The organism is Lysobacter sp. FW306-1B-D06B, assembly GCF_038446665.1.
GTDB lineage: Bacteria > Pseudomonadota > Gammaproteobacteria > Xanthomonadales > Xanthomonadaceae > Lysobacter_J.
The window spans coordinates 2,628,269-2,643,876 of record NZ_CP151802.1; the positions used below are offsets into that span (position 1 = coordinate 2,628,269).

Consider the following 15,608-nt stretch of genomic DNA (forward strand, 5'->3'; position numbering starts at 1 on the left):
CATTCGGCCCCACGATTTTTCGAGAACTTCCGACGCATGCACGTCACGGACGACACGCGCCATCGCTATTTCCCGTACATAGACGGCCTGCGTGCGTTGGCCGTGCTTTCGGTCATCGCCTACCACCTCGATCCGCGCCTGTTGCCGGGCGGCTTCACGGGCGTGGATGTCTTCTTCGTGATCTCCGGCTTCGTGGTGAGCGCATCGATGGCGCACTTCCACAGGCCGCGCCTGCTCGACTACCTGGGCTACTTCTACGCGCGTCGCATTCGCCGCATCGCGCCGGCGCTGGTGGCGTGCCTGATGATCACCGGGCTGGCGAGCGCGTTGTTCATTCCGCAGGCATGGCTTAGCGACACCAGCAACGAGGTCGGTCGCTGGGCCTTCGTGGGCCTGAGCAACTTCGTCCTGCTGCGAACCGACGGCGATTATTTTTCGCCCAAGGTCGAGTTCAATCCGTATACGCATACGTGGTCGCTGGGCGTGGAAGAGCAGTTCTACGTGCTCTTCCCGCTGCTGTTCTTCGCCTGGGCCTACGGTCGGCGCGGGCGCAACGGGTCGATGGCGCTGTTCGCGCTGGGCCTGGTGGCTTCGCTGGTGTACGTCACGCAGGTGGCGCAGTCGCAGCCGGCGCTGGCGTTCTACATGCTCACCACGCGTTTCTGGCAACTGGCCGCCGGTGTGCTGCTGTTCCAGATGCTCACGCGTTCGAACGCGCCCGGCGCGCTCTCGCGAATTCCCGCGTGGGCTGCCACGGCCGGCGCGGTGCTGTCGCTCCTCGCCCTCGGCTATGGACTGATCACCGCGCGTGCGGGGCACTCGCCCTGGCCCGACGCGGTGCTGCCCGTGCTCGGAACGCTGGGGCTGCTCGCGTTCCTGCATCGGGCCGATGCCGGTGGCCCGCTGCGTGGCGTGCTCCAGAGCGGTCCTGTTCGCTGGGTGGGCAGGCTGTCGTACTCCCTCTATCTGTGGCACTGGCCCGTGTTCGTGCTGCTGCGATGGACGGTGGGGCTGGAGTCCGTGTCGATTCAGGCTTTCGCGCTGGTACTCACGTTCGCGATGGCGGCGCTGTCCTACTACTTCATCGAGACGCCGTTCCGTCATGCGGCGGTGTTCCGCAATGCGCGCAAGTTGGCCGTCATCGGCGTCGGTGTGGTGGCGATCTTCGCCTTCATGGGCGTGTACCGGAAAGTCGGGCGCATGCAGCCGGAGCTGTCGCTGAGCGTGATCGCGCGGCACGCCGAAGACTGGTACCCGATGGGCCGCGAAACGCGCCCGGTGTATCCGGACTGCGCCGCGGTCGGTCACGTCGAGACCGTGCCCGATGCCGACGTGCGCATCTACTCGAAGTCATCCTGCGCGCAGCCATCGCAAGTCGGGCGGCTGTTCGTCATCGGCGACTCGCACGCGGCGGCGTACGCCGGCTTGATGGCGCGCGTCGCCGAGCAGAGCGGGCGCGACGTTTACCTGTATACGCGTGCGGGATGTTCCTTCATCAACCTGCAACCGTCGCGCGACTACCGACTGCCTCATTGCCGCGCATTCGGCGAGGCGGCGCTGGCGGACGTGCAAAGGCGTGCGCAGGCGGGCGACGTCCTGTTCCTTCCTGCGCTTCGCCTGCCGCGTTATGCGGACCAATGGGCGAGTTTCGATCCAGCCGAAGTTCGCAACGCCGTCTTCGGCGATGCGGCCGTGGCGAGCCGGCAGGAAGCCGAGGCAATGGCGAGCGGCCTGCTCAAGCCGCTCGGCGAGCGCGGAATCTCCATCGTGTTCGAGGCGCCCAAGCCGATCTTCCGCTCGCCGCCGTACCGTTGCGCCGACTGGTTCAGTCGCGGCAATCCGGCGTGCAACGAGGGGCTGACCATGTCGCGCGAAGACTTGCAGGCCTTGCGCCGGCCGGTGATGGATGCCTTCGCGCAGATCGCCGCGCAGGTCCCCGGCGTGAGCGTGTGGGATCCATTCCCGCTGCTGTGCCCGGAGGCGACATGCCGCGTGGAGGAGGGCGGTCGCCCCCTGTACTTCGACGGGGACCACATCAGCGGTTACGCCAACCGCAAGCTGACACCGGCGTTTCTGGCGCACCTGTCATCGGTGCGGCCTGGTTCGGCGGGTCAGAAGTACCAGATGCCGGATGATCTGGCCCGGTAGGCACGCATGCTGAAGGCAGTCATCCTGCCCGGCATGGATGGAACGGGCTCGTTGCTTTCCGATTTCGTGCAATCACTTGGACGGCACTTCGACGTCCAGGTGGTTGCATATCCGCCGGACGAGCCGCTTGGCTATCGGCAACTCCACGAGTTCGTGCGAGCCCGGCTTCCGGCGGGCGAGTTTGTCCTCATCGCGGAATCCTTTTCCGGCCCCATCGCGCTTTCCCTGGCGCGTGAGGCCTCCGCTGGAATGAAGGCGCTGGTCCTATGCGCATCGTTCGCACGGGTAGACCTGCCCGGCAAGGCTTGGCTGTCGCGCTGCGCGTCGTTCGTTCCGTTTCGCAGCCCGCCCGTTTCCATGCTGTCGATCTTGCTATGGGGGCGCTGGCGCACTCGCGAGCGTGTAGACGCGTTGAGGCTGGCCCTGTCGCACGTGCATTCCGACGTGATCCGCGTTCGTGCGATCGAGGCGCTATCGGTCGATGCGACACGCGACAATTGCCGTGCCTACTCTATGTCTGCAAGCGTCCCAGGATCGCCTGATCGGCCAGTCTGCGGCGAAGGTCCTGGCCGGCATCGTGCCCGGGATGCAGGTGCATCGCTTCGACGCGCCGCACTTCCTGCTGCAGATCCGCGCTGAGGAATGCGCCCAGGCGGTCGCTACCTTCGTCAGCTAAGTTCGCTCCGGGTTGTAGTCGAAGATCAACGCCGGCCCGCGTTCCGTTTGCGCCAGCTGACGCGCGACCGTTGACGAGGTACTGGCCGCGGTCGGCGCTATGCGCGCTGCAAGCCGCGACCGTGCAGAACACGGCCGATGCCTTCGTCCTGGATGCTGGCGGAGAGTGTGGAAACGTCGTCCGGTGACATCGCGCGAACCTGCGCAGGATCCAGCCCGATGCGGAAATGCAGTTCGCCGTCTGGCGTGCGCGAAGAGTGGATCGAGGCGAGGTTGATGCCGCGGCGCTCGAACACCGCCAGCAGCGCGCGCAGCGAACCCGGGCAGTCTTCGGGCAGGAACACGTTGAGATAGTTCGGGCTTTCCAGATCGGCAAGCAGATACCCCAGCCGCTCGAATCCGTGGCTGCCGGCCGCCAGGGTCGAAGTCCCGAAAAACGCCGCGCCCTCGTCGAGCAGGCGTGAACGGACTTCGCCTCGTGCCTCCTCGCCACCGTGACGTACCCGCGCGCGCAGAAAGTCGATGGCCTGCGCGAAGCGATCCAGCGCCGGAAGCACATGCGGGTTCTCGAACTGGATGTCCTCGTAGATCGCCGGATTGCCCGAGAGGATACGCTCGGTGACGGTGAGGTCGAGTTCGTATCCGACCGTGCGCAGCGGATGCAGGCGTTCGAGACCGCCCAGCGGCGGGGCGAACTCACGGATGACGTCGGCCTGCGCCATGTGCGCGGCGTGCACCAGGCCCTGCACCAGCGCCATGGCGCGGTCGTGCTCGGCCGGTTCGACGGTGACGCATTCGGCTTCGGTCAGCGCAAGGAAGCCTTTGAACCATTCCCGCCATGCTTCAATGCGGGCCGGGCAAACGGCCAGCACGCGTCCCTTCAGCGTCGGCGTCTTCGGCGGCGCCGTCATCGGGTGCAGTCCCGCCACCTCGGCCTGCGAGCGCAGCAGCTCCGCCACCGGCGCGTCCTTGGTGGAGGTGACGTCCATCCACAGACGCCCACGCTCGGCACCGTCGGCCAGCGTCACGTACTCGCTGATCAGTGTCGGCGTGCGGCGTATGGGCGCGCTGAAGATCAGCACGTCGGCACGCCGGACCAACTCGATGGGCGCCATCGTGTCGTCGCCGACGACGTCGTGGCCCACGACCGTCAGACCCATGCGGCCTTCGAAGAACGTGCGCAGCCAGCGGCCGTACGCACCGTGGATGCCCACGATGCCGATGACCGGCGACGGCCCGTGCGCCACGGCTATTCCGGATCGTAGTCTAGGTTAGACGCCAGCCAGCGTTCGGCCTGCGCCAGGCTCACGCCCTTGCGACGCGCGTAGTCCTCGACCTGTTCCTTTGATACGCGGCCGACCACGAAGTACTGGCTCTTCGGATGGCTGAAGTAATAACCGGAGACTGCAGCGGCCGGATACATGGCGAAGCTCTCGGTGAGGCGCACACCCGCATGATGCTCCGCGTCGAGCAGGCGGAACAGCGTGCCTTTTTCGCTATGTTCCGGGCAGGCCGGATAGCCGGGCGCCGGACGGATGCCTTCGTAGGCTTCCTCGATCAGCGCCGAATTGTCGAGCGTCTCGGCGCTGGCGTAGCCCCAGAACTGCTTGCGTACCCGCTCGTGCAGGCGTTCGGCCAATGCTTCGGCGAAGCGGTCGGCCAGCGCCTTGAGCAGGATCGCGTTGTAATCGTCATGGTCGGCTTCGAAGCGTGCGACGTGCTCTTCGATGCCGATGCCGGCCGTCACCGCGAAGCCGCCGATCCAGTCCTGGCGGCCGCTGTCCTTGGGTGCGATGAAATCGGCAAGGCAGAAATCCGGGCGATCGGCCGGCTTGTCGACCTGCTGGCGCAGGAAGTGCAGGGTGGCGGTCGTGCCGTTCGCATCGACGATGACGTCATCGCCGATCGCGTTGGCCGGCCACAGCGCGAACACCGCCTTCGCGGTCAGCCACTTCTCATTGACGATGCGCTTGAGCATCGCCTTCGCATCGCGGTAGAGCTCGCTGGCCTGCGTGCCGACGACCTCGTCGGTGAGGATCGCCGGGAACTTGCCCGCCAGTTCCCAGGTGTTGAAGAACGGCGTCCAGTCGATGTAATCGAGCAGTTCCGCCAGCGGGTAGTCGTCGAACACGTGCAGACCCGGCTGCTTCGGGGCCGGCGGAACATAATCGTTCCAGCCACCCTCGAAACGCTGGCCGCGGGCCTTCTCCAGCGACACCAGGCGCTTGCCGTCGCCGCGCTGCTTGTGACGCTGGCGGATCTCGGCGTAGTCGGCGTCGTTGGCGGCGACGAAGTTGCCGCGCAGGTCCGGGCTGATCAGCGACTGCGCCACGCCGACCGCGCGCGAGGCGTCCTTCACCCACACGGTGGGCGACTTGTAATGCGGATCGATCTTCAGCGCGGTGTGCGCGCGCGACGTGGTGGCGCCGCCGATCAGCAACGGGACCTGGAAGCCCTGGCGCTGCATCTCGCGCGCGACGTGGCTCATTTCCTCCAGCGACGGCGTGATCAGGCCGGAAAGTCCGATCAGGTCGGCGTTCTCCGCTTTCGCGCGATCGAGGATGACCTGCGCCGGCACCATCACGCCCAGGTCGACCACGTCGAAGTTGTTGCACGCCAGCACCACGCCGACGATATTTTTGCCGATGTCGTGCACGTCGCCCTTGACGGTCGCCATGACGATCTTGCCGTTGGACTTGCCGACATCGCCCGTGCGGAGCTTCTCGGCTTCGATGTACGGCAGCAGGTAGGCCACGGCCTTCTTCATTACGCGCGCGGATTTCACCACCTGCGGCAGGAACATCTTGCCGGCGCCGAACAGATCGCCGACCACGTTCATGCCGTCCATCAGCGGGCCTTCGATGACATCGAGCGGACGCGTCGACAGCGCGCGCGCCTCTTCCGTGTCGGCTTCGATGTACTGATCGATGCCGTGCACCAGCGAGTGCGACAGGCGTTCGCGCACGGGCTTCTCGCGCCAGGCGAGGTCCTCGACCTTCTTCTCGCCCTTCTTGCCCTTGTAGCGGTCGGCGATCTCCAGCAGGCGTTCGGTCGCATCGCTGCGGCGGTTGAGCACCACGTCCTCGACGCGCTCGCGCAGGTCGGCGTCCAGGTCGTCGTACAGCGGCAGCGCGCCGGCGTTGACGATGCCCATGTCCATGCCGGCCTTGATGGCGTGGTACAGGAACACGACGTGGATCGCCTGCCGCACCGGCTCGTTGCCGCGGAAGGAGAAGCTGACGTTCGACACGCCGCCGGAGATGTGGCTGAAGGGGAAGCGCCGCTTCAGCTCGCGCGTGGCCTCGATGAAGGCCACCGCATAGTCGTTGTGTTCCTCGATGCCGGTGGCGATGGCGAACACGTTCGGATCGAAGATGATGTCTTCCGGCGGGAAGCCGATCTCTTCCGTCAGCAGGCGATAGGCGCGCGAGGAGATCTCGACCTTGCGTTCGATCGTGTCGGCCTGGCCGGCTTCGTCGAAGGCCATCACCACGACCGCCGCACCGTAGCGACGCACGAGTCGCGCCTGGCGCAGGAACTCGGCCTCGCCTTCCTTCATCGAGATCGAGTTGACGATGCCCTTGCCTTGCAGGCACTTCAGGCCGGCCTCGATCACGCTGAACTTGGAGCTGTCCACCATCACCGGCACGCGCGCGATGTCCGGCTCGGCGGCGATGAGGTTGAGGAACTCGACCATCGCGCGCTCGGAATCGAGCAGGCCTTCGTCCATGTTGACGTCGATGACCTGCGCGCCGTTCTCCACCTGCTGGCGGGCGACGACAACCGCTTCATCCAGGCGGCCTTCAAGAATGAGTTTCTTGAACTGCGCGCTGCCGGTGACGTTGGTGCGCTCACCGACGTTGATGAAGTTGGATTCGGGCGTGATCTGCAGCGGCTCCAGGCCGCTCAGCCGCGTCTGCCGGGGTAGTGCGAGGTTCATCTGTTGCGAATTCCTTGGTGTATCGACAGGCGCGTCAGGCCGCGGCGACCAGCGCAGGCAACGCGCGCGGCGCTACGCCGGCGACGGCCTGGGCAATCGCCGCGATGTGTGCCGGCGTGGTGCCGCAGCAACCGCCCACGAGGTTGAGCAGCCCCGAGCGCGCGAATTCGCTCAGCACCGCGGCCATGTCCTCCGGCGTTTCGTCGTAACCGCCGAACGCGTTGGGAAGGCCCGCGTTGGGGTGCGTGCTGACGTAGGCGTCGGAGACCTGGGCGAGCACGTCGACGTGCTGGCGCAGGTCCTTTGCGCCGAGCGCGCAGTTCAGACCGATGGCCAGCGGCTGTGCGTGGCGGAGCGAGTACCAGAACGCTTCGGCCGTCTGGCCCGAAAGCGTGCGGCCGCTGGCATCGGTGATCGTGCCGGACACCATCACCGGCAGGCGCACGCCGCGCGCATCGAATGCCTCTTCGATGGCGAACAGCGCCGCCTTGGCGTTGAGCGTGTCGAACACCGTCTCGACCATGAGCACGTCGGCGCCGCCGTCGATCAGGCCGTCGGCGGCCTCGCGGTAGGCCGTGCGCAGTTCGTCGAAGGTGATCGCGCGGAAGCCGGGGCGGTTCACGTCCGGGCTCAGGGAGGCCGTGCGGCTGGTCGGGCCGAGCACGCCGATGACGAAGCGCGGGCGCGAGGGGTCTTTCGCCTCGGCCGCGTCGCATGCGTCGCGGGCCAGGCGCGCGCCGGCTTCGTTGAGTTCGCGCGCGAGGTGCTCCAGGCCGTAGTCGGCCAGCGACACCGTCGTCGAATTGAAGGTGTTGGTTTCCACCAGATCCGCGCCTGCGTCCAGGTACTGCGCATGGATGCCGCGGATGATGTCCGGCTGGGTCAGCGTGAGCAGATCGTTGTTGCCGCGCTGGTCGCGCGCGCAGCCGCAGTTTTCCTCGTGCACGTGCTCGACGTGGTCGTAGGCGTGGTCGTAGCCGCTGGCGAAGCGCTCGCCGCGGTAGGCCGCCTCGTCCAGCTCGTGCTGCTGGATCATCGTGCCCATCGCGCCGTCGATCACCAGGATGCGCTCGCGCAGCAGGTGCTGCAGCGCTTCGGCACGCGCGGGGTTCAGCCAGGGCAGGGCGCTCATCAGGACTTCCTCGTGGTCTTGCGGGTCGCACTGTCGCCGCCCTTGCGGCCGATCAGCGCGATCACTTCGAAATGGGGCGGGCGGCGTTCGCGGGTCACGGTCTCGCAACTGGTGACGTCGAGGCCGGCCCGGGTCGCGAACTTCAGCAGGTCCTTCTCGCTGAAACCCAGATTCACGTGGCCATAGGCTTCCACCACGTTGCGGTGCTCATGACGCGCCAGGCTGGTCAGCAGCAGGCGGCCGCCCGGGCGCAGCACGCGCACCGCCTCGGCCACGGCCTGGGCGGGGTGCTCGGCGTAGGTGAGCGAGTGCATCAGCACGACCAGGTCGAAGTGCGCGTCGGTGAAGGGCAGGGCGTGCATGTCGCCCTCACGCACTTCGACGTTCTTGAGCTTGCGCAGGCGTTCGGAGGCGGCCAGCACGACCTTGGTGCTGGAGTCCAGGCAGACGTAGCGGTTCGAATGCGGGGCGAGCAGTTCGGCCAGCACGCCGTCGCCGGAGGCCACGTCGAGCACGTCGCCGGGCTCCAGCAGCGGCAGGGCGGAGCGCGCCATGGCTTCCCAGGTGCGGCCGGGCGAGTAATGACGCTCCATGTCGCCGGCCACGGAGTCCGCCCAGTTCTGGTCGGCCGCGCGTGAGGCCAGGACATGAGTGACGCGCTCGGCGTCCTGGCGCAGCAGCGGGTCGTCGCTGCCCTCGCGCAGGGTCTGCCACAGGGCGCGCTGGGCGGGGTCCAGGGCGCCGTCATCGAAGCGGTAATAGGCCGACACGCCGGCCCGGCGGTCGCGCACCAGCCCGGCCTCCTTCAGCTTGGCCAGGTGGGTGGAGACGCGCGGCTGGGCGAGGCGGGTGATGGCGGACAGCTCGGCCACGGTCAGTTCCTCACGCTCCAGCAGGGCGAGCAGGCGGACGCGGGTGGCGTCGGCAAACACCTTCAAGCGTGAGGACCAGCCTTCCAGATCCATGTTTCATCAACCTATCGCGATATAGCGATAAGTTTCGTCCGCAAGGCGCGCAGGGTCAAGGGCAACGTGAAGGTAGCGGTATCACGCCGCGCGTTCGGGAACGGGGTTTTCCGCAAACGGGCGGGAAGGGCCGCATGCGGCGCCGCGCAATGGCCTCGCCCGACACGAGCCAGTTACAATTCGCGGGCTCGCAAGATCAAATACTCAAGCACGAGGTATCGACGTGGATTTCAGCTTCACCGAAGAGCAATTGTTGATCCAGGATGTGGCCCGCCGCATCGCCCAGGAAAAGATTGCTCCCAGCGCCGAGCACCACGACAAGACGGGCGAGTTTCCGCTCGAGAACATCCGCACGCTGGGCGAGAACGGCCTGATGGGCATCGAGGTGCCGGCCGAGTACGGCGGCGCCGGCATGGACCCGATCAGCTACGTGCTGGCGATGATCGAGATCGCGGCGGGCGACGCCGCGCACTCCACCATCATGTCGGTGAACAACTCGCTGTTCTGCAACGGCATCCTCAAGTTCGGCACCGAGGAGCAGAAGCAGAAGTACGTGCGTGCGATCGCCGAAGGCCGCGAGATCGGCGCCTTCGCGCTGACCGAGCCGCAGTCCGGTTCCGACGCCACCGCGATGCGCTGCAAGGCGACGAAGCAGGCCGACGGCACCTACGTCATCAACGGCAAGAAGAGCTGGATCACCTCCGGCCCGGTCGCCAAGTACTTCGTCCTGTTCGCCATGACCGACCCGGACAAGGGCGCGCGCGGCATCACCGCGTTCATGGTCGACGGCGATCGCGCCGGCTTCCATCGCGGCAAGACCGAGCCCAAGCTCGGCATCCGCGCCTCGGCCACGTGCGAGATCGAGTTCGACGGTTACGTCGCGCAGCCTGAAGACGTGCTCGGCGACGTCGGCCACGGCTTCAAGATCGCCATGAGCGTGCTCGACGCCGGCCGCATCGGCATCGCCAGCCAGGCCATCGGCATCGCCCGCGCGGCCTACGAAAGGACCCTTGAATACGTGCGCGAGCGCAAGGCGTTCGGCGCGGCCATCGGCACGTTCCAGATGACCCAGGCGAAGATCGCCGACATGAAGTGCAAGCTCGACGCGGCCACGCTGCTCACGCTGCGCGCGGCCTGGCAGAAGGGCGAGTACGACAAGGGCGGCGCGCGCTTCAGCAACGAGGCGGCCATCGCCAAGCTGACGGCTTCGGAAGCGGCGATGTGGATCACGCACCAGGCCGTGCAGATCCACGGCGGCATGGGCTACTCGAAAGAAATGCCGCTGGAGCGCTACTTCCGCGACGCCAAGATCACCGAGATCTACGAAGGCACCAGCGAGATCCAGCGCCTGGTGATCGCCCGCAACGAGACCGGCCTGCGCTGACGGGCCGCCGGCACGCACGAAACCGACATGAAACGTTTCGGATCGTCACGTCCCACCGCCTGCCCTGTCGACCGCGGTCGCGACTGGAGTGAGCGCGAGAACGCCGCACACGCGGCCTCGCGCCAGATCGCGCCCGCGAACAGCCCGTACTGAACCGTATCCCCCGGCCCACGCGAAGAGCGTGGGCCTTCTTCCATTGGAACTTCCGTTGCCATGAGCACCAAACGTAACGCTGCTGCCAAACCTGCCGCCAAGGCCGAGCCGGCCAAACGCGCGTCGTCAAAGAGCACCTCCACCAAGGCCATTGCGAAGAACGGCACCAAGGACGACAGCGTGTCGCTTGCGCCGATCGTCGAGGCGATGCGCAAGCACCTGCCCAAGGCGCGCCACGCCGAGGCCGAAGCGTTCATCAACGCCTTCTACAAGCGCATGAGCAGCGACGAGCTGCCGCAGCACGACGCGCAGGGCTGGGCCGAGCTGGCCGCCGATTTCCTCGACTTCGCCCGCGCACGCAAGCCCGGTTCGGCGCTCGTGCGCCTGTTCAACCCGACGATGAAGGGCGAAGGCTGGGAGTCCACCCACACCGTCGTGCAGATCGCCAACGACGACATGCCGTTCCTGGTCGACTCGGTGACGATGGCGCTGGCCGAGCAGGGCATCGGCGTGCACGTGCTGGGCCACCCGGTGGTGCTGTTCCAGCGCGACAAGACGGGCAAGATCCTCGCCGTCGGCGAAGGCCAGCCCGAATCGCTGATGCATCTGGAAATCGACCGCCAGCCGGCCGAGGCGATGCCGAAGATCGCCAAGGCGATCGAAGCGGTGCTGGCCGACGTGCGTGCATCCGTGCGCGACTGGCCGCAGATGCAGGTCAAGATGCGCGAGGTCGCCGAAGAACTGGCGCAGCGCAACCTGCCCGTGAGCGAGGCCGGCAAGCGCGAGGCGCAGGAGTTCCTGCGCTGGGCGTCCGACAACCACTTCACGTTCCTGGGCTATCGCGAGTACGAAGTCGTCGAAAAGGGCGGCGCGGAAGTGCTCAGCGCGGTGAAGTCCTCGGGCATGGGCCTGCTGCGTGGTAAGGACGTGGGCAAGCCGCGCCTGCTGACCTCGCTGGCGGCGCATTACATGCCGCAGTCCGGTTCGGTCGATGCGCTGATCCTGACCAAGACCAACTCGCGCGCGACCGTGCACCGTCCGGGCTACATGGACTACATCGGCGTGCTCAGCTTCGACGCCAAGGGCAAGCCGGTGCGCGAGGAGCGCTTCCTCGGCCTGTACACCTCCAGCGCGTACAACCGTCGCCCGTGGGACATCCCGCTGGTGCGCCAGCGTCACAACTACGTGATGCAGCAGTCCGGCCTGAAGCCCGACAGCCACAGCGGCAAGGCGCTGCGCCACATCCTGGAATCGCTGCCACGCGACGAGATGTTCCAGTCCAGCGAAGAGGAACTGCTGCGCACCGCGACCGGCATCCTCGGCCTGCAGGAGCGCGTGCGCAGCAAGCTGTTCCTGCGCCGCGACCGTTACGGCCGCTTCTTCTCGGTGCTGGTCTACATCCCGCGCGACCGCTTCAACACCGACGTTCGCCTGCGCATCGAGTCCATGCTCAAGCGCGAGCTGCACGGCGAGCACGTGGATTCCTCCGTCACGCTGGGCGGCGAATCGCCGCTGGCGCAGGTGCACCTGATCGTACGTCCGAAGTCCGGCGAGACGATCGAGACCGACAGCGCGAAGATCGAAGCCGAGCTGTCCAAGCTGGTGCGCAACTGGCAGGACGACCTGCGTGAGAGGCTGGTCGCCCGCCACGGCGAGCAGCGCGGCCTCACGCTCACCAACACCTACGGTCGCGCACTGCCGGCGGGCTACATCGAAGAAGTCAGCGCCGACGTAGCCGCCGACGACGTCGAGCACCTGGCCGCGCTGAGCGGTCCGGACGACCTGCGCCTGAGCCTCTACCGCGCGCACAACGGCGACGGCGGCCTGCGCTTCAAGTTCTATCGCCAGAACGACGACATCCCGCTGTCGGACGCGCTGCCGATGATGGAGAACATGGGCCTGCGGGTGATCTCCGAGCACCCGTACCGTCTGCAGGCGAACGGCCAGACCGTGTTCATCCAGGACTTCGAGGTCGAGACCAACGATCCGAACCTGGACGTGTCCAACCTCGACGAGAACTTCGAGCAGGCCTTCGCGCAGATCTGGCGCGGCAATGCCGAGAACGACGGCTTCAACCGCCTGATCCTCACCGCCAACCTGTCGTGGCGCCAGGTCGCGATGCTGCGCGGCTACTGCAAGTACCTGCTGCAGGTCGGCGTGCCGTTCTCGCAGAGCTACGTGGAAGAAACGGTCAACCGTTATCCGCTGCTGGCGCGCCTGCTGGTGGAGCTGTTCGAAGCCAAGTTCGATCCGGTCACCGGCAACGAGTCCAAGGCCGAGATCAAGGCCGGCATGGAGCAGTTCCGCGCCCAGCTGCAGGCGCTCGCACACGGCGACGAAGCCACGCTCGCCACGCTGGAGCCGGCGATCGAAGCCCGCGCCGGCAAGCGCGACGTGCAGGTCGAAGCCACGCGCAATGCGCTCAAGGGTCTGTTCGACCGCGTCGCCAGCCTGGACGAAGACCGCATCCTGCGCAGCTTCATCGGCGTGATCGATGCGACGCTGCGCACCAGCTACTACATCCAGTACAAGGACGGCCTGCGCGCCGACGGCGGCCCGGCCGACTACATCAGCTTCAAGTTCGATTCGTCGAAGGTTCCGGACCTGCCGAAGCCGCGTCCGTATCGCGAGATCTTCGTCTACGGTCCGCGCGTGGAAGGCGTGCACCTGCGCTTCGGCCCGGTCGCACGCGGTGGCCTGCGCTGGTCCGACCGTCGCGAAGATTTCCGCACCGAAGTGCTGGGCCTGGTGAAGGCGCAGATGGTCAAGAACACCGTCATCGTGCCGGTCGGTTCGAAGGGCGGCTTCTTCGCCAAGCAGCTGCCGGATCCCACCGTCGACCGCGACGCGTGGTTCAACGAAGGCGTGGCCTGCTACAAGCGCTTCATCAACGGCCTGCTCGACATCACCGACAACCTGGTGAACGGCAAGGTCGTGCCGCCGTCGAACGTGGTGCGCCACGACAACGACGACCCGTACCTCGTCGTCGCCGCCGACAAGGGCACTGCCACTTTTTCCGACATCGCCAACGGCATCGCGCGCGCGCACGGCTTCTGGCTGGACGACGCTTTCGCCTCGGGCGGTTCAGTGGGCTACGACCACAAGGGCATGGGCATCACCGCGCGCGGCGCGTGGGAGTCGGTCAAGCGCCACTTCCGCGCCATGGGCCGCGACAGCCAGAAGGCGGACTTCACCGTCGTCGGCGTGGGCGACATGTCCGGCGACGTGTTCGGCAACGGCATGCTGCTGAGCAAGCACATCCGCCTGCTGGCCGCGTTCGACCACCGCCACATCTTCCTGGATCCGAACCCGGATGCCGCGAAGACGTTCAAGGAACGCGAGCGCATGTTCAAGCTGCCGCGTTCGAGCTGGGACGACTACGACAAGTCGCTCATCAGCAAGGGCGGCGGCGTGTTCCCGCGCTCGGCCAAGTCGATCATGCTGTCGCCGGAAATCAAGACGGCGCTCGGCATCGACGCGTCGATCACCGCGCTCAGCCCGGCGGAACTGCTCAGCGCGATCCTCAAGGCGCCGGTCGACCTGCTGTGGAACGGCGGCATCGGTACCTACGTGAAGGCGACGAGCGAGACCAACGCCGACGTCGGCGACCGCGCCAACAACGCGCTGCGCGTCAACGGTCGCGACCTGCGCTGCAAGGTGGTGGGCGAGGGCGGCAACCTGGGCATGACCCAGCTGGGCCGCATCGAGGCTGCGCAGCACGGCGTGCTGCTCAACACCGACTTCATCGACAACTCCGCCGGCGTGGACACCTCCGACCATGAGGTGAACATCAAGATCCTGCTCAACGGCGAAGTGCAGAAGAAGAAGCTGACGCTGCCCGAGCGCAACAAGCTGCTCGCGCAGATGACCGACGAAGTCGGCCAGCTGGTGCTCACCGACAATTACCGCCAGAACCAGGCCATCAGCCTGATGGAGCGGATGAGCGTGCATCGCTTGGGTTCCAAGCAGCACTTCATCCGCACGCTGGAATCGCAGGGCCTGCTGGATCGCCAGATCGAGTTCCTGCCGTCCGACGCCGAGATCGCCGAGCGCAAGTCGCGTGGCCAGGGCCTGACGCGTCCGGAGCTGGCGGTGCTGCTGTCGTACAGCAAGATCGTGCTGTTCCAGCAGTTGCTGGATTCCAACGTGCCGGAAGACCCGTACCTGTCGAAGGAACTGGTGCGCTACTTCCCGCAGCCGCTGCAGGCCAAGTACGCCAAGGCGATGGAAGGCCACCGCCTGAAGCGCGAGATCATCGCCACGGCGGTGACCAACTCGATGGTCAACCGCATGGGCGCGACCTTCACCCTGCGCATGACCGAGGACACCGGTCGCACGCCGGCCGAAGTCGCCGAGGCCTACACCATCGCCCGCGAGGCGGTGGATGCGCGCGACCTGTGGGCGCAGATCGATGCGCTCGACGGAAAGGTGCCGGAGTCGGTGCAGGTCGATGCGCTGCAGGTCATCTGGCACCTGCTGCGCTCCATGTCGCGTTGGCTGCTGTCGCGTCCGGGCAAGATGCCGGAGATCACGCATGCGATGGCGCGTTACAGCGACGGCCTCAACGCCGTTCGCGCCGCGCTGCCGGGCGTGCTCTCGGGCGTGCGTCGCGATGCATACGACGCGCGCGTGGCCGAGTGGAAGGGCAAGGGCGTGCCGGCGCAGTTGGCCGAACAGCTCGCCGCGCTGCCGCTGCTGGAGTTCGGCTGCGATGTCGTGGAGATCTCGCTGGCCCGCAAGCTCTCGCCGCTGGAAGTGGCCAAGGCCTACTTCTCGCTCGGCGCGGCGCTGAGCCTGCCGTGGCTGTACGAGCAGGTGGAGCAGTTGCCGGTCGACGGTCGCTGGCAGGCACTGGCCCGCGGTGCACTGCGCGACGAGCTGGCCACGCAGGCGCGCTCGCTGGTCTCGCAGATCCTCGCCGAAGGCGGCAAGAAGCCGGCGGAGCAGAAGGTCGAAGCCTGGCTCAAGCGCGACGATTCCTCGCTGCGCTTCACGCTGGCGATGTTCGCCGACCTGCACAGCCAGAAGGCGCTGGACTACCCGACGCTGTCGGTGGCGGTGCGTCGCCTGGCGCAGGTTGCGTCGGCGGCGTAAACCGTCGTCGCAGTGGAATGAAGAAGCCCGGCCTGGTGCCGGGTTTTTTCTTTTGCGTGGATTGAACGCGCGGCGCCGGCCCGTCCATCCTTCGACTTCGGCCCTACGCTCAGCACG

General features: G+C 66.7%; 9 protein-coding genes. 5 read left to right on the forward strand and 4 right to left on the reverse strand.

Features of this window, described 5'->3' with window-relative positions; translation table 11 throughout:
• Positions 1 to 36 precede the first annotated feature (36 nt).
• Both AAFF32_RS12055 and AAFF32_RS12060 read left to right on the forward strand, forming a co-directional pair.
• Positions 37 to 2,148: an acyltransferase family protein gene (locus AAFF32_RS12055; RefSeq protein ID WP_342315304.1), complete on the forward strand. Its 2,112-nt coding sequence runs from the start codon at positions 37 to 39 to the stop codon at positions 2,146 to 2,148.
• A gap of 6 nt (positions 2,149 to 2,154) precedes the next feature.
• The gene (locus AAFF32_RS12060) at positions 2,155 to 2,787 is read left to right on the forward strand and encodes a hypothetical protein (protein WP_342315305.1); all 633 of its coding nucleotides are present in this window, start codon (positions 2,155 to 2,157) and stop codon (positions 2,785 to 2,787) included.
• Positions 2,788 to 2,921: 134 nt separating this feature from the next.
• On the opposite strand, the gene AAFF32_RS12065 is transcribed toward AAFF32_RS12060, so the two are convergent.
• Genes AAFF32_RS12065 through AAFF32_RS12080 form a run of 4 tightly spaced genes read right to left on the reverse strand, consistent with a single transcriptional unit; the run spans position 2,922 to position 8,860 of the window.
• Entirely contained in the window at positions 2,922 to 4,070 is a 1,149-nt protein-coding gene (locus tag AAFF32_RS12065; RefSeq protein ID WP_216958076.1) for a prephenate dehydrogenase, read from the reverse strand.
• A gap of 2 nt (positions 4,071 to 4,072) precedes the next feature.
• Positions 4,073 to 6,763 carry a methionine synthase gene (gene metH, locus AAFF32_RS12070; RefSeq protein ID WP_342315306.1) on the reverse strand — a complete coding sequence of 897 codons (2,691 nt, stop codon included), beginning with the start codon at positions 6,761 to 6,763 and terminating at the stop codon, positions 4,073 to 4,075.
• Between the two features lie 34 nt (positions 6,764 to 6,797).
• Positions 6,798 to 7,895, reverse strand: a complete 1,098-nt coding sequence (locus tag AAFF32_RS12075; RefSeq protein WP_216958072.1) for a homocysteine S-methyltransferase family protein — start codon at positions 7,893 to 7,895, stop codon at positions 6,798 to 6,800.
• Positions 7,895 to 8,860: a metalloregulator ArsR/SmtB family transcription factor gene (locus AAFF32_RS12080; RefSeq protein ID WP_216958070.1), complete on the reverse strand. Its 966-nt coding sequence runs from the start codon at positions 8,858 to 8,860 to the stop codon at positions 7,895 to 7,897. Before AAFF32_RS12080 ends, AAFF32_RS12075 begins: the two co-directional genes overlap by 1 nt.
• Before the next feature lie 178 nt (positions 8,861 to 9,038).
• Between AAFF32_RS12080 and AAFF32_RS12085 the strand changes: the two genes are divergently transcribed.
• Genes AAFF32_RS12085 through AAFF32_RS12095 form a run of 3 tightly spaced genes read left to right on the forward strand, consistent with a single transcriptional unit; the run spans position 9,039 to position 15,491 of the window.
• Positions 9,039 to 10,244, forward strand: coding sequence for an acyl-CoA dehydrogenase family protein (locus AAFF32_RS12085; RefSeq protein WP_342317273.1), 1,206 nt, complete (start codon positions 9,039 to 9,041; stop codon positions 10,242 to 10,244).
• 27 nt (positions 10,245 to 10,271) lie between these two features.
• Positions 10,272 to 10,397: a hypothetical protein gene (locus AAFF32_RS12090; protein ID WP_256448094.1), complete on the forward strand. Its 126-nt coding sequence runs from the start codon at positions 10,272 to 10,274 to the stop codon at positions 10,395 to 10,397.
• Between the two features lie 60 nt (positions 10,398 to 10,457).
• A complete protein-coding gene (locus AAFF32_RS12095; protein WP_342315307.1) occupies positions 10,458 to 15,491 on the forward strand; it encodes an NAD-glutamate dehydrogenase domain-containing protein in 5,034 nt (1,677 codons plus the stop codon).
• The last annotated feature ends 117 nt before the right edge of the window (positions 15,492 to 15,608 follow it).